This window comes from Pseudomonas sp. NFX15 (assembly GCF_049132105.1).
Classification (GTDB): Bacteria; Pseudomonadota; Gammaproteobacteria; order Pseudomonadales; family Pseudomonadaceae; genus Aquipseudomonas.
Genome location: NZ_JAFMPV010000003.1, coordinates 16,952 through 37,234 on the forward strand (window position 1 = coordinate 16,952; position 20,283 = coordinate 37,234).

Here is a 20,283-nt window from a genome sequence, read left to right on the forward strand (position 1 = left end):
AAATGGACGCAAAACCTGTGGGAGCGGGCTTGCTCGCGAAGGCGGTGTGTCATTCAGCATTGATGTGACTGAAACACCGCCTTCGCGAGCAAGCCCGCTCCCACATGGAGTTCGCCGCGCTGCAGAACTACCCATAAAAACAACAAAAGAATGTTCAGAGACTGACTGCCATGGCCGCACCCGCATCGCCGTTGTCCCACGACGCCATCATCCAGGACTCCTGGTCGCGTTGCCGCGCGTTCGGCCTCAGTCATCAGAGCTCGCCGGCCTTCGATCAACTGCCGGCCGCAGGCATCGCGCAACTGCTGGAGAGCCAGCATTCACTGGTAAAAACCACCCATCAGGAAGTGCTGCCCTACTACGAGAACATCCTGAGCAATTCCAATTGCCTGATCATGCTGGCCGACCATCAGGGCCAGGTGCTCACCTCCTGGGGCACGCAGCGTTTCATCGAACCGAAACTGGCTCGGGGTTTCAGCGCCGGCGCCAGCTGGATGGAGCGCTGCAGCGGCACCAATGCCATCGGTACCGCCCTGGCCTGCGAGCAAGCGGTGCACATCGAACACGATGAACATTTCCTCAAGGCCAACCGTTTCATGACCGGTTCCGCCGCGCCGATTTTCGATGCCGAGCGCAAGGTGATCGCGGTGCTGGACGTCTCCAGTGACAGTTACCTGCCGCCCTCCCACACCCTGGGCATGGTCAAAATGATGAGCCAGACCGTGGAGAACCGGCTGATCCTCAACCTGTTCCATGGTCAGCATTTCCAGCTCACGTTCAACACCGGGCTGAACAACCTCGACAGCCAATGGGCCGGGTTGTTGATTTTCGATGAGACCGGCCAGGTACTTTCGGCCAATCGACGCGCCGATAATTTGCTGGGCATCAGCCTGTCGCGGGTGAGTGTCGAGAGCCTGTTCAAGGTTTCGCTGCTGGAATTGCTCAACCAGCCCGAAGGCCTGCCCTTCGCCCTGCAAACCTGCGGGCGCAACCGTTTCCATTGCCTGTTGAAACGGCCGAAACAGGCACCGATCAAGGCGCGGTTGTTTTCGGAACCCAAGAGCGCCGAACCCGCCTTGACCCCGACGGCCACCATCAGCCTCAACAGCCTGCATTTCGGAGACCCGCGCGTGGAAAAAGCCGTGCGCCAGGCCGAGCGTTTGCTGGAAAAAGACATTCCATTGTTGATCCACGGCGAAACCGGGGTCGGCAAGGAAGTGTTCGTCAAAGCGCTGCATCAGGCCAGCTCGCGCAGCAAACAAGCGTTCATCGCCGTCAACTGCGCGGCGATCCCCGCCGAATTGGTGGAGTCCGAATTGTTTGGCTATGAGAAAGGCGCGTTCACCGGCGCCAACCAGAAAGGCAGCATCGGCCTGATACGCAAGGCAGACAAAGGCACGCTGTTTCTCGACGAAATCGGTGACATGCCCCTGCCGACCCAGGCGCGGTTGTTGCGGGTGCTGCAGGAGCGATGCGTTCAGCCGGTGGGCAGCAGCGAGCTGTTTGCGGTAGACCTGCGCATCATTTCCGCGACCAATCGCTCGTTGCGCGAACAGGTTCAACTGGGGCGGTTTCGTGAGGACCTGTATTACCGCATCGGCGGTTTGACCCTGGAGTTGCCGCCGCTCAGGGAACGCAGTGATAAAGAAGCCCTGTTCAAGCGGCTGTGGGAACAGCACCGCGAGCCGAGCCAGTGGGCGGGCCTCAGCCGCGAAGTACTGGAACTGTTCGATCGCCATCCGTGGCCGGGCAACCTGCGCCAGGTCAGCAGCGTGATGCAGGTCGCACTGGCCATGGCCGAGGAACAACCGGTGCGGCCAGAGCATTTGCCGGATGATTTTTTTGTCGACCTGGAGATGGAGCCGGCGGAGACGCCGCAGACGTTGGCAGTGGATGTGAATGATGCCGAGGAATTGAACCGGCAGTTGCAGGCAGTGGGGGGCAATATTTCTTACCTGGCCCGCAGGTTGGGTGTCAGTCGTAACACCCTTTACAAGCGTTTGCGCCAGGCCGAGTGACGGGTTGGCCTCACAGGCCCCTTCGCTGGCAAGCCAGCGCCTACCGTTTTAGCGGCATCCACAGGTCTTGTGCACGGCACGGACACTGTAGGAGCTGGCTTGCCAGCGAAAGCGTCAGCCCAATCACTCCAAAACCCAAATCCGACGTTTACCTCTCAAGCGAGTTGGTTCATCCACCGTTCAGCAACCGCCCCCTAGACTCCGTCTGTCAGACGAAGTCATTGACCGGACAGGCAAATCGTGACGAAATGTTTCAGCATTTCGACCTGTTCCTTGTGCACCCCACACTTCCCTCTCCTCTTATTCTCACAGGATAAGTGCTTTGACAAACATCTGTTCTACCGGCCTTGATATCGGCTTTGCCTCTCTGGATTACCTGCAAATCGGTATCCTGGGCATCATCCAAGGCATCACCGAGTTACTGCCCGTTTCTTCCACTGCCCACATGCGAATCGTGCCCGCCCTGCTTGGCTGGCCAGATCCCGGCTCGGCGTTTTCGGCCGCCATGCAACTGGCAGCACTGGCAGCGGTGGTCAGCTATTTCTGGCGCGATGTGAGACAGGTGGTCACCGGCAGTGTGGGCGCGGTGCGTCAGGGCGACTACAACAATCAATGGTTCAAACTGGCGGTGGCCATCATTCTGGCGACCATCCCCATCGGGATTGCCGGGCTGGCTTTGTCGTCGACCCTCAACGCCTGCAACTCGCCGTTGCGCGGTTTGATGGTGATCGGGATTTCCTGCGTGGTGATGGCTGTTCTGCTCGCCGCTGCCGAGCTCAGTTGCCGCCATCAACGCACGGTGGGCGAAATGCGTCTGCGCGATGCGTTGATCGTCGGCATTGCGCAAATCGGCGCGCTGATTCCTGGCGTCTCCCGCTCCGGTTCCACACTGACCGCCGCGCTGTTCCTCAACTTCAAACGCGAAGAAGCCGCGCGCTTCTCCTTCCTGCTGGGCTTGCCGGCGATCGCACTGGCCGGTTTGAAAGAGCTATGGGTGTTGTTCCATGCGCAAATCCCGGCAGACGCCTGGGCACATCTGTTGTTCGGCCTGGTGGTCGCCAGCATTTCGGCGTTCTTCGCCATCTGGGGCCTGATGCGATTCCTGGAGAAGTTCTCCACCTGGCCCTTTGTCATTTACCGCGCCGTGCTCGGGATTTTCCTGATCGTGGCGGTCAGCACTGGCCTCTTGAGCTGATCTGAACCGCAAAAAACAAAACCCGCACTTGGCGGGTTTTGTTTTTTCAAGGATCAAGCCATCAGTCAGCCAGACGCCAGGTCGTGCCACCCTTGCCGTCTTCCAGCACCACGCCCATGGCGGTGAGCTGGTCGCGGATGCGGTCGGATTCAGCCCAGTCCTTGCCGGCACGTGCCGCAAGGCGCGCGGTAATCAACGCCTCGACTTCGGCTGCATCCACACGCCCTTCGGCGCCGGCCTGCAGGAAGTCATCGGCTTCGAGCTGCAACACACCGAGCACGCTGGCCAGATCTTTCAAACGGGCGGCCAGACCGGCCGCTGCATCAAGATCGCTCTCGCGCAGACGGTTGATCTCGCGGACCATCTCGAACAACACCGCGCAGGCTTCCGGCGTACCGAAGTCGTCGTTCATCACCTGGGTGAAACGCTCGACGAACGCTTCGCCGCCCGCTGGTGCGACAGTCGGCAGGCCTTTCAACGCGTGGTAGAAACGCTCCAGCGCGCCCTTGGCGTCCTTGAGGTTGTCTTCCGAATAGTTGATGGCGCTGCGGTAGTGGCTCGACACCAGTAGGTAACGCACGACTTCCGGGTGGTACTTGTCGAGCACGTCGCGAATGGTGAAGAAGTTGTTCAAGGACTTGGACATCTTCTCGCCATTGATGCGGATCATGCCGCAATGCATCCACGCATTGGCGTAGGTCTTGCCGGTGGCCGCTTCGCTCTGGGCGATTTCGTTTTCGTGGTGCGGGAACTCAAGGTCGCTGCCGCCGCCATGAATGTCGAAAGTCTCGCCCAGGCAGCAGGTGGACATCACCGAGCACTCGATGTGCCAGCCCGGACGCCCGGCGCCCCATGGCGACTCCCAGCTCGGCTCGCCCGGCTTGGTGGCTTTCCAGAGCACGAAGTCGAGCGGGTCCTGCTTGGACTCGTCGACTTCGATGCGGGCGCCGATACGCAGGTCTTCGATTTTCTTGCGCGACAACTTGCCGTAGCCCATGAACCTGGCGACGCGGTAGTACACGTCGCCATTGCCTGGGGCGTAGGCGTAGCCCTTGTCGATCAGGGTCTGGATCATGCTCAACATGCCCGGGATGTGGTCCGTGGCACGCGGTTCCATGTCCGGCTTGAGGATATTGAGACGCGCCTCGTCCTCGTGCATCGCGGTGATCATGCGTTCGGTCAGCGCGTCGAACGGCTCGCCGTTCTCGCGGGCACGATTGATGATCTTGTCTTCGATGTCGGTGATGTTGCGCACATACGTCAGGTTATAACCGCTGAATCGCAGCCAGCGGGTCACCAGGTCGAATGCGACCATGCTGCGGCCGTGGCCAATGTGGCAGTAGTCGTACACGGTCATCCCGCAGACATACATGCGCACATTGTTGCCATCGAGCGGCTTGAAGACTTCTTTGCTCTTGGTGAGCGTGTTGTAGATAGAAAGCACTTTAGGTTCCTTGAATCACTGGCCCCACGAATCACGCAAGGTCACGGTACGGTTGAATACCGGCTGACCTGGTTTCGAGTCCTTCAAATCCGCGACGAAGTAGCCTTCGCGCTCGAACTGGAAACGGTCTTCCGGCTGTGCATTGCCAAGCGATGGCTCAGCACGACAACCGGTCAGCACTTGCAGTGAGTCAGGGTTGATGTTGTCCAGGAAACTGGCGCTGTCTTCGGCCTTCTCAGGGTTGGCCGAACGGAACAGGCGATCGTACAGGCGCACTTCGCACTCGACGCTGGCCGCGGCCGGCACCCAGTGGATCACGCCCTTGACCTTGCGCCCTTCCGGGTTCTTGCCCAGGGTGTCCGGGTCGTACGAGCAACGCAATTCGACGATGTTGCCATCGGCGTCCTTGATCGCTTCGTCGGCACGGATCACGTAGCTGCCACGCAGACGCACTTCACCGGTTGGCTCCAGGCGCTTGTAGCCCTTCGGCGGCTCTTCCATGAAGTCGTCACGGTCGATGTAGATCTCACGGGCGAACGGCAGTGCGCGCACGCCCATGTCTTCTTTCGGGTGGCGCGGCAGCTCGAGGTTCTCGACCTGGCCTTGCGGGTAGTTGGTGATCACCACTTTGAGTGGACGCAGCACGCACATGGCACGCGGGGCGCTGTGGTCGAGGTCGTCACGGATGCTGAACTCGAGCATGCCGAAGTCGACCACGCCGTCGGAACGGTTGGTGCCGATCATTTCGCAGAAGTTGCGGATCGATTTCGGCGTGTAGCCACGGCGGCGGAAGCCCGACAGCGTGGACATGCGCGGGTCGTCCCAGCCATTGACGTGCTTTTCATCGACCAATTGCTTGAGCTTGCGCTTGCTGGTGATGGTGTAGTTCAGGTTCAGGCGGCTGAACTCGTACTGGCGCGGGTTGGCCGGCACCGGCAGGTTCTCCAGGAACCACTCGTACAGCGGACGGTGGCTTTCGAACTCCAGGGTGCAGATCGAGTGGGTGATGCCTTCGATGGCGTCCGACTGACCGTGGGTGAAGTCATAGTTCGGGTAGATGCACCACTTGTCGCCGGTCTGGTGGTGATGCGCGTGACGGATGCGATACATGATCGGGTCGCGCAGGTTCATGTTCGGCGATGCCATGTCGATCTTGGCCCGCAGCACACGTGCGCCGTCCGGGAACTCGCCGGCACGCATGCGGGCGAACCAGTCGAGGTTTTCTTCTACGCTGCGATCACGGAACGGGCTGTTCTTGCCAGGCTCGGTCAGGCTGCCACGGTATTCCTTGGCTTGCTCCGGGCTCAGGTCGTCGACGTAGGCCTTGCCGGACTTGATCAACTCGACGGCCCAATCGTGCAACTGGTCGAAATACTGCGAGGCGTAGCGCACTTCGCCGGACCACTCGAAGCCCAGCCATTTGACGTCGCTTTCGATCGCGTCGATGTATTCCTGGTCTTCCTTGGCCGGGTTGGTGTCGTCGAAACGCAGGTGCGTGACGCCGCCGAACTCCTGGGCCAGGCCGAAGTTCACGCAGATCGACTTGGCGTGGCCGATGTGCAGGTAGCCGTTGGGTTCAGGCGGGAAACGGGTGACGATTTGCGTGTGCTTGCCCGAGTCCAGGTCTGCCTGGATGATCGGCCGCAGGAAGTTGACCGGCACGGCAGGGCCGGTCTTGGCATTCGAGGTAGGGTCGACAGTGGGCTTGCTCATAGGATCCTTGAACGTACAAGTGCGTGGCCGTAGTGAAGGCCGGACAAAACAAAGCCGCTATCATAGCCGATGCCGTCAAGTACCTGACAGAGCGCACCTTGTAAACGGTCATATTTAATAGGCTGTAAATGAAAAAACAGCCTCGAAATTCGCGCCTGTCACGCTAAACTGCGCACCTCGGCCGCTACAGGCTGAACCGGTGAACGGACGTAATGTCCCAACTCCCACGAATTCCTCAAAAGAGTACCGATCATGACCCAAGTCAAACTGACTACCAACCACGGCGATATCGTCCTGGAACTGAACGCCGATAAAGCCCCGATCACCGTGGCTAACTTCGTCGAATACGTCAAAGCCGGTCACTACGAAAACACTGTTTTCCATCGCGTCATCGGCAACTTCATGATCCAGGGCGGCGGTTTCGAGCCAGGCATGAAAGAAAAGAAAGACAAGCGCCCAAGCATCCAGAACGAAGCTGACAACGGCCTTTCCAACGACAAGTACACCGTCGCCATGGCCCGCACCATGGAGCCGCATTCGGCTTCCGCGCAGTTCTTCATCAACGTCGCGGACAACAGCTTCCTGAACCACAGCGGCAAGAACGTGCAGGGCTGGGGCTACGCGGTATTCGGTAAAGTGACTGCCGGCACCGACGTTGTCGACAAGATCAAAGGCGTGGCCACCACTTCCAAGTCCGGCCACCAGGACGTACCAGCAGACGACGTGATCATCGAGAAAGCCGAGATCATTGAGTGATATTGCTGATTTCAGACTTGCATCTGGAAGAGGAGCGCCCGGACATCACCCGGGCGTTTCTGGATTTGCTCGCCGGACGCGCCCGCTCGGCGAGTGCGCTGTACATCCTGGGCGATTTTTTCGAGGTGTGGATTGGCGATGACGCCATGACACCCTTCCAGCGTTCCATCTGCCAGGCCCTGCGCGACCTCAGCGACAGCGGCACGGCCATTTTCCTGATGCATGGCAATCGCGACTTTCTATTGGGCAAGGCGTTCTGCAAAGCCGCCGGCTGCACATTATTGAAGGACCCGAGTGTCGTGCAATTCAACGGCGAGCCCGTGCTATTGATGCACGGCGACAGCCTCTGTACCCGCGACGAAGCCTATATGAAGCTGCGCCGCTACCTGCGCAACCCGATCACCCTGTTCATCCTGCGGCATTTGCCGTTGAGCACCCGGCACAAGCTGGCACGCAAAATACGCAGTGAAAGCCGTGCGCAAACGCGGATGAAGGCCAACGACATCGTCGATGTCACGCCCGAAGAGATTCCGCGGATCATGCAGCAGTTTGGCGTGAAGACCTTGATCCACGGGCACACCCATCGCCCCGCGATTCACAAGTTGCAGTTGGGCGAGCAAGCGGCCCGACGCATTGTGTTGGGGGATTGGGATCGCCAGGGTTGGGCGTTGCAGGTCGATGAGCAAGGGTTTGCGTTGGCGCCATTCGACTTCGCCCCGCCGCCATTGGCTGCTCCCTCGAATTAACGACCCAACACAATCCCTCTGTAGGAGCGAGCCTGCTCGCGAAAGCGTCATGTCAGTCAACATCACTGTTGAATGTCAGTCCGTATTCGCGAGCAGGCTCGCTCCCACAGGGGTATAGGGTGTTTAGTGGCCGGCAGAGGCCGCAGGCCCGGCCTTGGCGGTAAACGGTGGCTTGGCCAGCCACACGATCAGGATCAATCCCATGAACATCCAGCCAAGCAAGGTGAAGTAGTCCACCGTGGACATGATGTACGCCTGGCTGATCACCGTTTGGTCCAGCATTGTGTAGGCCTTCGCCCCTGCTCCGCCCAGGTTGGACAGCGCCTCGCGAGTCGCCGGGTCGAACGGTGTGATGCTTTCGGTCAGGTAGGCGTGGTGCTGGTCGGCCCGGCGAATCCAGATCCAGGTGGTCAGCGACGCCGCGAAGCTACCGCCCAGCGTGCGCAGGAACGTCGCCAGCCCGGAACCATCGGCAATCTGGTCGGGTGGCAGATCCGACAGCAGGATGGTCAAGGTCGGCATGAAGAACAATGCCACGCCGATCCCCATGAACAACTGGACCATGGCAATGTGCTGGAAGTCGACTTCGTTGGTGAAGCCGGCGCGCATGAAACAGCTCAGGCCAATGGCCAGGAACGCCCCGCCCGCCAGTACTCGCATGTCGAACTTCGGTGCGTATTTACCGACAAACGGCGCCATCAATACCGGCAGGATCCCCAGTGGCGCCACGGCAAAACCGGCCCACGTCGCGGTATAACCCAGGCGTGTTTGCAGCCACTGCGGCAGGATCAGGTTGATCCCGAAGAACCCGGCATAACCCAGGATCAGCACGATGGTGCCGTAGCGGAAGTTGCGGTGGGCAAACAGGCGCAGGTTGACCACCGGGTGCTCATCGGTCATCTCCCAGATCACGAAGAACGCCAGGGCAATCACCGAAATCACCGTACCGATGACGATGAAGCTGGATTCGAACCAGTCGGCATCGTTGCCCTTGTCGAGCACGATCTGCAATGCCCCGACGCCGATGATCAGCGCGATCAGGCCGATGTAATCCATCGGCTGACGGCTGGTGACCACCGGACGCTTCTTCATCTGCTGGACCACCACCCACGCGGCGAACAGGCCAATCGGCACGTTGATGAAGAAAATCCACGGCCAGCTGTAACTGTCGGTAATCCAGCCGCCGAGAATCGGCCCGGCAATCGGCGCGACCACCGTGACCATCGCCAGCAGCGCGAGCGCCAACCCCCGTTTCGCCGGGGGGTAGACGGCAATCAGCAGGGTCTGGGTCATCGGGTACAGCGGCCCGGCCACGACGCCTTGCAATACGCGAAAGCCCACCAGTTCAGGCATCGAGGTGGAAATCCCGCAGAGGAACGAGGCCAGCACGAACAGCAGTGTCGCCCAGACAAACAGCTTCACCTCGCCGAAACGGCGGCTGAGCCAACCGGTCAACGGCAAGGCGATGGCGTTGCTCACGGCGAACGAAGTAATGACCCAGGTGCCCTGCTCCGAACTCACGCCGAGGTTGCCGGAAATCGTCGGCAACGCCACGTTGGCGATGGTGGTGTCGAGCACCTGCATGAAGGTCGCCAGCGACAAACCGATGGTGCTCAGCAACAGGCTGGGCGGTGTGAAAGACGCGTTATTGCTCATCGCGAATCCTTTGAAACCTGATGGGCGCTGCGCCTTTAACAGACGCAGCTAACCCTGTAGGAGCGAGCCTGCTCGCGATAGCGGTGTTGCAGCCAACAGCAATGTTGAATGTCAGTTCGCCTTCGCGAGCAAGCTCGCTCCTACAGGATCGGGTCGATGGCGAATCAGCGTTGCGCGGTCTTGCTGGCGGCGGCGCTGTTGTCGTGGATCAATTGGGCGATCATTGCGTCGGCCTCGGCCAACTGACGGTCGTAGACATTGGTGCTGAACGACGCTTTCTGCGGCGGCTGTTGCGCCAGCACCGGCCCGCTCTGGTCGTGCAGATCGACATCGACCATGGTCGACAGGCCGACCCGCAGCGGATGCCTGGCCAGTTCATCGGCGTTGACGTGGACCCGCACCGGCACACGCTGCACGATCTTGATCCAGTTACCGGTGGCGTTCTGCGCTGGCAACAGGGCAAACGCGCTGCCTGTGCCTGCGCCGAGGCTGTCGATGGTGCCGCTGTATTTCACGCTGCTGCCATACAGGTCGGTTTCGATCTCCACCGGTTGGCCAATGCGCATGTCACGCAGCTGGGTTTCCTTGAAGTTGGCGTCGATCCACAGCTGATCCAACGGAATCACCGCCATCAACGCGGTGCCCGGTTGCACACGCTGGCCCAGTTGCACGGTACGTTTGGCCACGTAGCCGGTCACCGGCGCGATCAAGGTGCTACGGGCATTGTTCAGGTAGGCCTGACGCAGTTGCGCGGCGGCGGCCATCACGTCCGGGTGCGAAGACACCTCGGTGTCATCGACCAATGCACTGCTGGTCTTGAGTTTCTGCTGGGCGTTGGCCAGGGCGTTTTGCGCCGAGGTCAGGTCGTCCCGGGCATGGGACAGTTCTTCCTGGGAAATCGCCCCGCCGGCGGCGAGGTTCTTGCGGCGACTGAAGTTGTCCTGGGCTTTTTGCACTTCGGCTTTCTGCGCGTTGACCTGGGCTTTCATGCCGTCCACATCGCTGTACAAGCCGCGCACTTGACGCACGGTACGGGCCAGCGAGGCTTGTGCGTTTTGCAGGCCGATTTCGGCATCGTTCGGGTCGAAGTTGATCAACACCTGGCCTTCATGCACCAAGTCGCCATCATCGGCGCCAATGCTGACCACGGTGCCGGTGACCAGCGGGGTGATTTCCACCACGTTGCCATTGACGTAGGCGTCATCGGTGCTTTCGCTCCAGCGCCCGTAGAGCTCGTGGTAGGCCCAGACGCCCACGCCGCCGAGCACGACGATGACCGCGAGGATCAACAGCATAAGTTTGCGCTTGCCCGAATTGGGGTTGCCCTGGGTGTTTTCAGGAGCTTGGGTAGTATCGGCAGTGGCCATGACAAATTACCTTGAATTAGTGGGTCAGCGTGGCTGGCGTGGCGGTGGCCGAGGCCACGGCCTCAGGCTGGAAACCGCCGCCCAGCGCCTGCATCAGTTGGATCGACAGGTCGATCTGCTCGGCATTCAGGTTGGCCAGTTGACGCTGGGCCTGGAGCAATTGTTGCTCGATGCTAAGCACGTCCAGGTAGTTGCCGATGCCGGAACCGTAACGCTGGACCACGGTGTTGTAAGAATCCTGGGCGATGTCGGTGGCGTGCTGTTGGGCACTAATCTGCCGGCCGATATCACGTAGCTGGTTGATGCTGTCGCTGACGTCACCCAGCGCCTTCACCAGGCTTTTGTTGTACTGCGCCACGGCGAGGTCGTAGTCGGCGTCGCGTGAGTCAAGGTCGGCGCGCAGGCGGCCGCCGTCGAAGATCGGCACCGAAATCGTCGGCGCAATGTTGAAGAAGCGACTGGCCGAACCGAACATCGCATCGCCCAATAAGGATTCGGCACCGGCAGCGGCGCTGAGGTTCAAGTTGGGATAGAAGCGGGTCTTGCCGGCATCGATGCTTTTGCTCGCCGCTTCGACCCGCCAGCGTGCGGCAACCAGGTCTGGGCGACGCCCGAGAAGTTCGGCCGGCAGCACCGAAGGTAGCGCTACCGCACTTGGCTGGAGAATGTTCGGCCGGGCGATTTCATTGCCGCGGTCCGGGCCTTTGCCGAGCAGTACAGCGAGGGCGATTTTCGCGCTGTTCAGGCGTTTTTCCGCGTCGATCAGGTTGGCCTGCGAGGTGGCTTCCAGGCTTTCGGTCTGCTGGAACTGGTACTGGCTGTCGATCCCGGCCGTCAGCCGGCGCTGGCTCAGGTCGAGCATTTGCCGGGTACGCTTGAGGTCTTCGTTGGACAGGTCATAGACGATGTGCGCCTGGCCCAGGTCGCTGTAGGCGCGCGCCACATCAGCCGCCAATGTCAGGCGCGCCGCCTGCTGGTCGACTTCGGCAGCGCGCGCCTGGCCGAGTGCGGCTTCCCAGGCATCGCGCTGACCGCCCCACAGGTCGAAGTTGTAATTGAAACTGCTGCTGACGTTGCGAATGGTGGCGTACGCGTCACCTTGCCCGAGCGGGTCCTGATCGCGGGCCAGGCGCGAGCGGCTGACACCGGCGCTGGCGTCCAGGGTCGGCATCCGCTCGGCGTCGGCGGCGTTGGCCGCGGCATTGGCCTGATGGGCACGGGCGTCGGCAATCTGCATGTCCGGGCTGTCGCGCAGGGCTTCGTGGATCAAGGCGTCGAGTTGCGGGTCACCAAGGCTTTTCCACCAGTCGCTTTTCGGCCAGGCCGCAGACGACAACGTCACGCCGCCCAGGGATTGGCCTGCCTTGAGGCTCTTCGCGTCAAGGTTGACGCCTTCGGTCTTCAGGCCACTGTAACTGGCGCAGCCGGCCAGGCTCATGGCCAACAGCACCAGGCTCAGGCCCGTGCGCAAGGGTTTACTGCTCATTTGTCACCTACTCGCAGCAGGGTGATCGGGTCACCGGCTGCCAACAAAATTTTCTTCAGGATCAGTTCCAGGGTCTTGAGCTCGTCTGGAGTGATGGCGCCAGCCAGTTCATTCATGGCTTGGGCGCCGATGTGCGGCAATAGCCCGGCGAGCGTCTGCCCTTCCTCCGTGAGGACAAGCTGCACCTGACGGCGATCAGCCTCGGAGCGTTGGCGGGCGAGGAAACCCTTCTGCTCCAGACGATCGAGCATGCGCGTCATCGAGCCGCTGTCGAGGGACAGGTGACGACACAGTTCACCCGGCGAATCGACGCCGTACTGGGCCATGATGATCAACACCTTGAACTGCGCGGAGGTGATGCCGTGGGGCTCCATGCGGATGTCGAGGATCCGGTCCTTGAGCAGTGCCGCACGCCCAAGCAGCAGGCCGAGATGGCAATTGTGGAAATCGTCTGGAGAGAAATGTTGCATCTGACCACCAATTAGCTGCCTAGGCAGTGAATGTATGACGAGATGTTACTGCCTAGGCAGCGAATGTCAACGCAATAGTTAGGCTGCTTGGTAAATAGTTGACTAGTGGTGTCGGGATTTGTGGTGATCATTCGGACGCTTTCGCTGGCAAGCCAGCTCCTACAGGTGGGTGTGATTTGTGTAGGAGCTGGCTTGCCAGCGAAGGCCGCAACGCGGTCTTTTGGAGGGAGTGCAGGCCTAGAAATCCCGCTTGTAGAAGATGTCCAGCGAACTGGCCACGCCGCCGGCGGCTTCGAGGTAGACCTTTTTGCTCAGCTTGTAGCGCAAGGCAATGGTGTTGGCCGGTTCGAACACGCCCACGCCATAGCGCAGGCTGAGCTTCTCGGAGATATTGCCGCTGGCCACTACGCTGGTGGTGTTGCCACTGCCTTGGGTATCGAGCTGGAAGTCCTGGATGCCGAGGTCCTTGGCGATGCTGCCGGTCACTCCGGCGCTGCCCATCAAGCCCAGGCCGAGGGCCGCTTGGGCGAGCATATTGTTGTCCTCACCATTGCTGCTCAGCGGACGCCCAAGCACCAGATAGGACAGTGCCTGCTCCTGGCTCATGGCCGGCTCAGAGAAAATCTGCGTGGTCGGCTGTTCGGCACTGCCACTGAGGCGGATGCCGGCGATGATGTCGTCGGTCTGGCGGATCGCTTCGACATCCAGATACGGCTGGTCGATGGGCCCGGCAAACAGCAAGCGTGCGCGGCGCACCGACAGCCGTTGGCCGTAGGCGCGATAACGGCCGTCGTTGAGCCACAGCTCACCGCGGGTGTCCATGTTGTCGCCGATATGCACATGACCCTGCACGTTGGCGGTCAAGCCGAAGCCTGCAAAGCTCAACTTGTCCTCGCCAACCTCCACCTGGATGTCCATCTTCATGGCCAGTGGCGGCTTGCCCTGCGCGGTCTGCTGGCCGACGATCACCGTGTCATCGGACACCTTGACCGTCGATGGCGGCAACTCGCGAATGGTGATGTCGCCCTTGGGCACCAGCACCTTGCCGGCGATGGCCAACTCGTCGCCCTTCATCGAGATCTTCAGGTCCGGCGCGACTTCGAGCTTGGCGTAAGGCTCGACGCTGACCGGCAATTGCGAGCCCTTGAGCGCCAGGTCCACGACCAGTGCCTGGCCCCAGGCGATGTTGCCGTTCAGGCTGCCCTGCCCGCCCTTGCCGCTGTTCCAGCCGCCGTTGAGTTGCACGCTTTCACCGGCGATGAGCGCCTGAACGTGCAGGTTTTGCAACTCCATCGGCAACTCCGGCCCGGCAATCACGCCGTCGCTGAGTTGCACACTGCCATTGACCTGCGGCGCCAGCAGGCCGCCGGAAATCGTGCCACTGCCGTTCAGGCGCCCGGTCAGTTTCTCGACCATCGGCACGAACGGCCGTGCCACCGACAGGTCCAGCCCGTTCAAGCGGAACGAGCCGTTCAAGGGTTTGTTCTTCGGCAGTGGATTGAGCTGCGCCTGGACCATCAGCTCGCCCAGCTTGCCACCGACGAAGTTGAGTTCGGTGTCGATGCGCTTGGGCGTGAGCTTGCTGGTGAGCTTCAGGGTCTGGTAGGGGAAATCCAGCCACTGGTCCTTTTCCTTGACGCGCAACGTGCCGCCACCGGCATCGACGCTGATCTGGCCGTTCGGGCCGCTGACCGGCAGGTCCAATTGCAGGTCGGCATTGAGCCGTCCCTGCCAGGCGAAATCCTTCGGCAACCATTGCGCGAGGCTGTCGATCGGGAACTGCTTGAGGTGATAACGCAGCTTCGGCTCGGGCACCAGGCGCGAGTCTTCACCGCACAGGCTGGCCGGACCGGAAGCCCAGCAATGGGCGCCAAAGTTGATTTTGCCGTCCGCCAGGCGTTCGAGTTTCGCCGGCCCTTGCAGCTTCCAGTCCTGACCACCGGCCTGGATATCGCCGTTGGCCAGTCGTCCGCGCCAGTTGCCTTTGTCCAGCGCACCGTCCAGGCCCAACGCCAGTTTCAACTTCGGCCCTTGCAGGTCGAGGCTCAGCTTCTGGCTCTTTATGTCGCCCTGGCCGCTGGCGGTCAGCGTACCCAGTGACGTATCGCCAGCCTGGATGCCGCTGCCCTTGAGGTCGATTTTCGCCCGTTGCGCGCTGTCCAGCGTGGCGTCGAGGTTCAGGCTTTGCAGGCGATTGTCCTGGAACGCCAGTTGCGAGCCTTGCAGGTCAAGTTTGCCTTGCGGTGCCTTGAGCGTACCGGCGACATCCACGCGGCCATTGAGTTGGCCGCGCAACTGCGGCCAGAGCTGGCCCAGGCGCGACAGCTTGATGTCGATCTGACCGGCGAGTTTCTGTTGCAGGCTGCCTTTGCCAATGATGCTGTTGTCACCGAGGCGAACTTGCAGCGCATTGAGATTCCATTGCTCGCCGCCGCCATCGGCCTTGGCCTGGATGACTGCCGGTTGGCCGCGCAGCTTGCCCTTGAGGTCGAGGTCGGCATTGAGGCTGAGTCGGTCGTTTTTCATTTCGCCCTGACTGCGCAACGGACCGGCCAGTGTGCCTGGCAGCTCCGCGACCCAGTACGCCGGGTTGATCGCCGACAGGTCCAGCGCGGTGTCCCAGGCAATGCCGTCGGCAAATTGCAGGTTCAGGTGCCCTTCGGCCTTGCCCTGCCCGGCCTGGAGTTGAATCTGTTGAAGATAGATTTTGGTCAGGTCACCGGCGAACGGGCTGGCCAGGGTGAAGGCGCCCGCCGGACCGTCCGCCGCGGCGTCAAAATGCCCGAGATACTTGCCATCGGTGTAGGACACTTCACCCGTGAAGCGGCGCAACGCCACTTGTGGCTCGTCGATCACTGGATAGAGGCGATGCCACGGGAAGTCCAGCCAGTCGACCTTCGCCTCGGCGTTCAGGCCTTTGCTCCAATCCAGCGCCCCGGTGAGCTTGAGGCTTTGCTTGTCGTTGGCGGTCAGGTCGAGCGCGGCGATCTGCGCGCCCTTGGCGTCGACCTTGCCTTGCAGTGCCAGGGCAATCGGCCCTTGCTCGGCGGGTAACGTGGCCTTGCCGAGCAGCGCGTAGCCGCTCTTCAGGTCGCCGGCACCGGTGAGTTCTAGCTGATTGAGTTGCAGGGTGTCCGGCAAGTCGGCAGCAGGCTTGAAGCCATCGGCGATAATCCGCACCGTGGCCGGCAGGTTTTCCACCAACGGTTGCAATTCGCCACTCAGTTGGCCGTTGAGATAGCCGCTGCTGTCGGCTTTGAGGTTGAGGGTTTTCAGCAGGTCGCCGTCGATCTTCAACGCCAGCGCCAAGGGCTGCGGCGTCATCAGCAGGTTCAGCTTGCCTTCGGCACTGAGCGGCCAGTTGCCGCTCGGTTGCAGCAGGCCGGACAGGTTCAGGCTCAGGTCATCGCGCTGTAGCGATGCGGAATCGATCTTCAAACCGGCCGCTGTCCAGTGCGCCGCCAGTTGCAGTCCCTTGAGTTCCTCGCTGCCGTTGAATAACAGGCTGCCGATCTTGATCTCGCCCAGCTCGATGGCCACTGGCAACTTCAATTCCGGCAGCGTGATCGGGCCGCTGCTCGGTTCTTCTGCCCCTGGCGGGAACGTCAGGTTGACCTGATCGGCCTGCAATTGTTCGATGCACAGGGTCATGCGCGCCAGGCACAACGGCGACCAGGCAAAAATCACCTTGTTCAGTTCAACCCGGTTGTTGTCCTGTTGCCACAACACCCGGTCGGCACTCCACTGCCCAGCCAGCCGGCCCTGCAAGTTGTCCAGGCTCAAACCCGGCACCAAGCCCAATGCCCAACGGCTGCCGGTCGCGGTGCCCAACACCGTGGCCAGTGTCAGCACCACCAGCATCAACAGCGCCGCGATCGCCAGCAGCGTTATTTTCAAACCACGCTTCACAGCTCAGGCCCCATGGAAAAGTGCAATCGAATGCCGCCATCGTCGTCCAGCGCATGGGCCAGGTCGAGGCGGATCGGCCCCACCGGCGATACCCAGCGCACGCCGATACCCACGCCGGTCTTGAGGTTCGGCAGTTCGAGTGTATTGAACGAGTTACCTTGGTCGACAAAGGTCGCGATCCGCCATTTTTCGGCGATGGAGTACTGATATTCCGCGCTGGCAGCCACCATGTAGCGACCCCCGATGCGATCGCCGTCGGAGTTTTCCGGGGACAGGCTCTGATAGTCGTAACCGCGCACGCTCTGATCGCCACCTGCGAAGAAGCGCAGCGATGGCGGCACCGAATTGAAGCCGTTGGTGGCACTGCCGCCGACCTGCACGCGCCCGAGGAAACGATGGTTGTCGAACACCGTGGTCAAGCCTTTGACCAGCGCCGTGCCATAGACCAGGTTGCTGTCGGAGCCCAAGCCTTCCTTGGCCACCTTGGTTTCGAATTGCAGCCGATAGCCGTTATGCGGGTCGATGCGGTTGTCGCTCTTTAGGTACGAATAGCTCACGCCCGGCATCAGCAGGTTGCTCAGCCCCGAGTCGTCACCGAGTTGGTAATCCTCGCGTTGCCATTTGAGCGACACCACCCGCTGCCAGCCACTGGGCAACTTGCTGTGCCATTCAGGACCGAGGGTCAGCAGCTTGCTGTGGCTGTCCTCGTCGGCGATTTCTTCATTCTGGTAACCACCGGCAAACCGCAGTTTGTCAGTCAGCGGCGGATCGAGCGGAATGTCGTAGAACACCCCGACGTTTTGCCGCGGTGCCGAGACTTCGGTTTCCCAGCCGTAACTGTGCCCTTGGGCGTTAACCCAGTGCCGGGTCCAGTTGGCCTTGGCCCGTGGGCCGACGTCGGTGGAAAACCCCAAACCCAGGCCCATGGTCCGCGGCTTGCGGGTTTCGAGCTTGACGTCCACCGGGATCGCCTGGTTTTTCGACTCGGTAGGGGCCGCATCCACCCGAACACCTTCGAAGTAACCGCTCGATTGCAGGTTCTGGTTGAGTTCGGCAATCAGTTCCGAGTCGTACGGCGTGCCGGTCTTGAAGGGCACCATGCGTTGCAGAAGATCGTCATCGAACGGCGTATCGCCTTCGAAACTGACCTTGCCCAAGGTGTAGCGCGGACCGCTGGCGTAGATCAATTCAATATCGGCGACACCGGCGCGTGGGTCGACGGACAGTGTTGAGCTGGTGAAGTGGCCGTTGAAAAAGCCATAACGCGAAGCCTGGTTCTGGATCAGGCGCTTGGCGTCCTCATAGCGTCCATGATTGAGCACTGCGCCGGGCTTGAGCGCGTCGCTTTTGGGGACTCGAAAGGATTTGAGGGAGGCTGCGGGGCCCTCGACGCGCACCGTGACATTGCGCAGGTGCACCGGCTCGCCGGGATCGACCTTCAGCACCAGGCGTGGTTTGTCACCGCCCTTGACTTCGCTGTCGATGTGCGGCTGGTAATAACCCAAGGCCTGGGCGGCCTTGCGCGCCTGCTCCTCGGCACCACGACTGAAGCGCAGCAACGCTTGCTCGTCACGATCGCCGAGGCTGCCGATGTAGCCCTCTATATTGGCTTTCAGCTCGTCATTGGACGGTTTGATCCGTACATCCAATTCACTTTGTGCCAACGCTGCGCAGCTGGTTATCAGCATCAGCACACCGCTGGTAATTCTTCCTGGAAACTTCATAGGCGCGGATGCTATCACGAGCATGGTTCATGAACATGGGAGCGTGATAGAGCCTGGCATGCCCGCAAAGTTCGCCCGCTAGGCCGACGCGCTGTGCATCACCTGGGGATTGGGGTGAAAAAACACATGCTCGCGGATCGGTCCTACAGCAACCTCACCGATTTCCTCATAGCCCTGGCGCTTGTAGAACTCCAGATAACGCGGATTGCCGGTGTCGAGGATCACACCCTGCGAGTGCTCATCCACCGCGCACCAGTTGTGCACTGCCTGTAGCAACTGCTCGCCGAAGTGTTTGCCCTGGAACTGCGGATGAACGCCGAGCAATGGCAGGACATGCACCGAGTCGTTCGGCACGCAGGCTTCCACGTCCGCGTGATATTCAAGGTAGCGACGGGTGCAGCGAAACCCGGTGCTGAGGACCATGCGCAGGCGCCAGGCCCAACTGTCGGTGACGCCCAGGCGCCGCTGCGGCGGCGCAATCAGGGCGATGCCGATCAAGCGGTCGTTGACCAACAGGCCGATGGCCGGCAGGTCCTGGAGAAAATGCTGAGTCACCAGTTCGCGCACGGTGGCCCGAACGCGCTGCTCATAGCCGGGCCGGTCGGCTTCGAACAGGTACGCGAAGGTCGGTTCGTGTCGATAAGCCTGGTACAACAGCGAACGGGCTTCGCGGGCGTAGCCGCTGTCGAGCATGTGAATATCGGCGATGACGGTCGAGGTTTCGGGCATGACGGTTGATCTCCCCGGCACAGCTCGGGCGGCTGCGCTCTTGTTGTTACCATGATGTTACGAGCTGGTTAGTGCTGACACAGTTCCCTTAAGATCCGAACTCAGTGTAGGCAATGAAATTGCCTTCGCGAGCAGGCTCACTCCCACACGGCTCGCCCACACAAAACTGACTGACAAAACCCAATCCCCTCACCCCACACTGGCCCGATTCCCACAGGTCAGCTAGCATCGCCCTTTTGCCAGGACTGCCGACCATGAAGATCGTCTCCTTCAACATCAACGGGCTGCGCGCCCGTCCCCATCAGCTGGCGGCGCTGATCGACAAGCACCAGCCCGATGTCATCGGCTTGCAGGAAACCAAGGTCCACGACGAACAATTCCCGCTGGCCGAGGTACAGGCCCTGGGTTATCACGTGTACTTCCACGGGCAAAAAGGCCATTACGGCGTCGCCCTGCTCTCGCGCCAGGAACCGCTGGCCCTGCACAAAGGTTTCGCCACCGATGAAGAAGACGCCCAGCGGCGCTTCATCTGGGGCACTTTCGCCGACGCCAACGGCGTGCCGGTGACCATCATGAACGGCTATTTCCCACAGGGTGAAAGCCGTGACCACCCGACCAAATTCCCGGCCAAGCAACGCTTCTACGGCGATTTGCAGCAATTGCTGGAAAGCCAGTTCAAGAACGACCAGCCGCTGGTGGTGATGGGCGACGTGAACATTTCCCCGGAAGACTGCGACATCGGCATCGGCCCGGACAACATGAAGCGCTGGCTGAAAACCGGCAAATGCAGCTTCCTGCCGGAAGAACGCGAGTGGATGGCGCGCCTGAAGAACTGGGGCCTGACTGACAGTTTCCGTCACTTGAACCCGGACGTGAGCGACACCTTTAGTTGGTTCGACTACCGCAGCCGTGGCTTCGAAGACGAGCCCAAGCGTGGCCTGCGCATCGACGTGATCCTCGCCTCCCACGGCTTGCTGCCACGGGTGAAGGCCGCGGGGGTGGACTACGAATTGCGCGGCATGGAAAAACCGTCGGACCACGCACCGATCTGGCTAGAGTTGAGCTGATTT

14 protein-coding genes are annotated in these 20,283 nt (G+C 61.0%); 5 read left to right on the forward strand and 9 right to left on the reverse strand.

Annotated elements, in window-relative coordinates; all coding sequences use genetic code 11:
* Nucleotides 1-170 precede the first annotated feature (170 nt).
* Entirely contained in the window at nt 171-2,018 is a 1,848-nt protein-coding gene (locus tag J1D76_RS03895) for a sigma-54-dependent Fis family transcriptional regulator (RefSeq protein WP_421137122.1), read from the forward strand.
* 322 nt (nt 2,019-2,340) lie between these two features.
* Complete coding sequence (locus tag J1D76_RS03900; protein ID WP_421137123.1) at nt 2,341-3,213, forward strand: undecaprenyl-diphosphate phosphatase; 873 nt, start codon at nt 2,341-2,343, stop codon at nt 3,211-3,213.
* 61 nt (nt 3,214-3,274) lie between these two features.
* On the opposite strand, the gene cysS is transcribed toward J1D76_RS03900, so the two are convergent.
* Both cysS and J1D76_RS03910 read right to left on the reverse strand, forming a co-directional pair.
* The gene (cysS, locus tag J1D76_RS03905; RefSeq protein WP_421137124.1) at nt 3,275-4,657 is read right to left on the reverse strand and encodes a cysteine--tRNA ligase; all 1,383 of its coding nucleotides are present in this window, start codon (nt 4,655-4,657) and stop codon (nt 3,275-3,277) included.
* 15 nt (nt 4,658-4,672) lie between these two features.
* The gene (locus J1D76_RS03910; protein WP_421137125.1) at nt 4,673-6,370 is read right to left on the reverse strand and encodes a glutamine--tRNA ligase/YqeY domain fusion protein; all 1,698 of its coding nucleotides are present in this window, start codon (nt 6,368-6,370) and stop codon (nt 4,673-4,675) included.
* Nucleotides 6,371-6,622: 252 nt separating this feature from the next.
* Here J1D76_RS03910 and J1D76_RS03915 point away from each other — a divergent pair, with 252 nt between their 5' ends.
* Both J1D76_RS03915 and lpxH read left to right on the forward strand, forming a co-directional pair.
* A complete protein-coding gene (locus tag J1D76_RS03915) occupies nt 6,623-7,126 on the forward strand; it encodes a peptidylprolyl isomerase (protein WP_046037821.1) in 504 nt (167 codons plus the stop codon).
* Entirely contained in the window at nt 7,123-7,872 is a 750-nt protein-coding gene (lpxH, locus tag J1D76_RS03920; protein WP_421137126.1) for a UDP-2,3-diacylglucosamine diphosphatase, read from the forward strand. Before J1D76_RS03915 ends, lpxH begins: the two co-directional genes overlap by 4 nt.
* Before the next feature lie 123 nt (nt 7,873-7,995).
* Here lpxH and J1D76_RS03925 read toward each other — a convergent pair whose 3' ends face one another.
* From J1D76_RS03925 to J1D76_RS03955, 7 genes are all read right to left on the reverse strand, one after another.
* Entirely contained in the window at nt 7,996-9,528 is a 1,533-nt protein-coding gene (locus tag J1D76_RS03925) for a DHA2 family efflux MFS transporter permease subunit (protein WP_421137127.1), read from the reverse strand.
* A gap of 164 nt (nt 9,529-9,692) precedes the next feature.
* The gene (locus J1D76_RS03930; protein WP_421137128.1) at nt 9,693-10,895 is read right to left on the reverse strand and encodes an efflux RND transporter periplasmic adaptor subunit; all 1,203 of its coding nucleotides are present in this window, start codon (nt 10,893-10,895) and stop codon (nt 9,693-9,695) included.
* Nucleotides 10,896-10,911: 16 nt separating this feature from the next.
* Complete coding sequence (locus tag J1D76_RS03935; protein WP_421137129.1) at nt 10,912-12,381, reverse strand: efflux transporter outer membrane subunit; 1,470 nt, start codon at nt 12,379-12,381, stop codon at nt 10,912-10,914.
* Entirely contained in the window at nt 12,378-12,851 is a 474-nt protein-coding gene (locus J1D76_RS03940) for a MarR family winged helix-turn-helix transcriptional regulator (protein ID WP_421137130.1), read from the reverse strand. The genes J1D76_RS03935 and J1D76_RS03940 overlap by 4 nt, the downstream gene beginning before the upstream one ends.
* A gap of 237 nt (nt 12,852-13,088) precedes the next feature.
* Nucleotides 13,089-16,760, reverse strand: coding sequence for a translocation/assembly module TamB domain-containing protein (locus tag J1D76_RS03945; RefSeq protein ID WP_421137131.1), 3,672 nt, complete (start codon nt 16,758-16,760; stop codon nt 13,089-13,091).
* Nucleotides 16,757-18,484 (reverse strand): autotransporter assembly complex protein TamA, encoded by a 1,728-nt coding sequence (locus tag J1D76_RS03950; RefSeq protein WP_421137132.1) that lies wholly within the window; start codon nt 18,482-18,484, stop codon nt 16,757-16,759. The genes J1D76_RS03945 and J1D76_RS03950 overlap by 4 nt, the downstream gene beginning before the upstream one ends.
* Before the next feature lie 78 nt (nt 18,485-18,562).
* On the reverse strand, nt 18,563-19,213 hold the full coding sequence (locus J1D76_RS03955) for a GNAT family N-acetyltransferase (RefSeq protein ID WP_421137133.1): 651 nt from the start codon (nt 19,211-19,213) through the stop codon (nt 18,563-18,565).
* A 254-nt stretch (nt 19,214-19,467) separates the two neighbouring features.
* Between J1D76_RS03955 and xthA the strand changes: the two genes are divergently transcribed.
* Nucleotides 19,468-20,280, forward strand: a complete 813-nt coding sequence (xthA, locus tag J1D76_RS03960; RefSeq protein ID WP_421137134.1) for an exodeoxyribonuclease III — start codon at nt 19,468-19,470, stop codon at nt 20,278-20,280.
* Nucleotides 20,281-20,283: the final 3 nt, after the last annotated feature.

Coding starts and splice junctions, on each gene's coding strand:
- J1D76_RS03940 (WP_421137130.1), bottom strand. CDS start 12,851: ATGCAACATTTCTCTCCAGACGATTTCCACAATTGCCATCTCGGCCTG.
- J1D76_RS03935 (WP_421137129.1), bottom strand. CDS start 12,381: ATGAGCAGTAAACCCTTGCGCACGGGCCTGAGCCTGGTGCTGTTGGCC.
- J1D76_RS03895 (WP_421137122.1), top strand. CDS start 171: ATGGCCGCACCCGCATCGCCGTTGTCCCACGACGCCATCATCCAGGAC.
- J1D76_RS03910 (WP_421137125.1), bottom strand. CDS start 6,370: ATGAGCAAGCCCACTGTCGACCCTACCTCGAATGCCAAGACCGGCCCT.
- xthA (WP_421137134.1), top strand. CDS start 19,468: ATGAAGATCGTCTCCTTCAACATCAACGGGCTGCGCGCCCGTCCCCAT.
- J1D76_RS03930 (WP_421137128.1), bottom strand. CDS start 10,895: ATGGCCACTGCCGATACTACCCAAGCTCCTGAAAACACCCAGGGCAAC.
- J1D76_RS03915 (WP_046037821.1), top strand. CDS start 6,623: ATGACCCAAGTCAAACTGACTACCAACCACGGCGATATCGTCCTGGAA.
- J1D76_RS03955 (WP_421137133.1), bottom strand. CDS start 19,213: ATGCCCGAAACCTCGACCGTCATCGCCGATATTCACATGCTCGACAGC.
- J1D76_RS03950 (WP_421137132.1), bottom strand. CDS start 18,484: ATGAAGTTTCCAGGAAGAATTACCAGCGGTGTGCTGATGCTGATAACC.
- J1D76_RS03925 (WP_421137127.1), bottom strand. CDS start 9,528: ATGAGCAATAACGCGTCTTTCACACCGCCCAGCCTGTTGCTGAGCACC.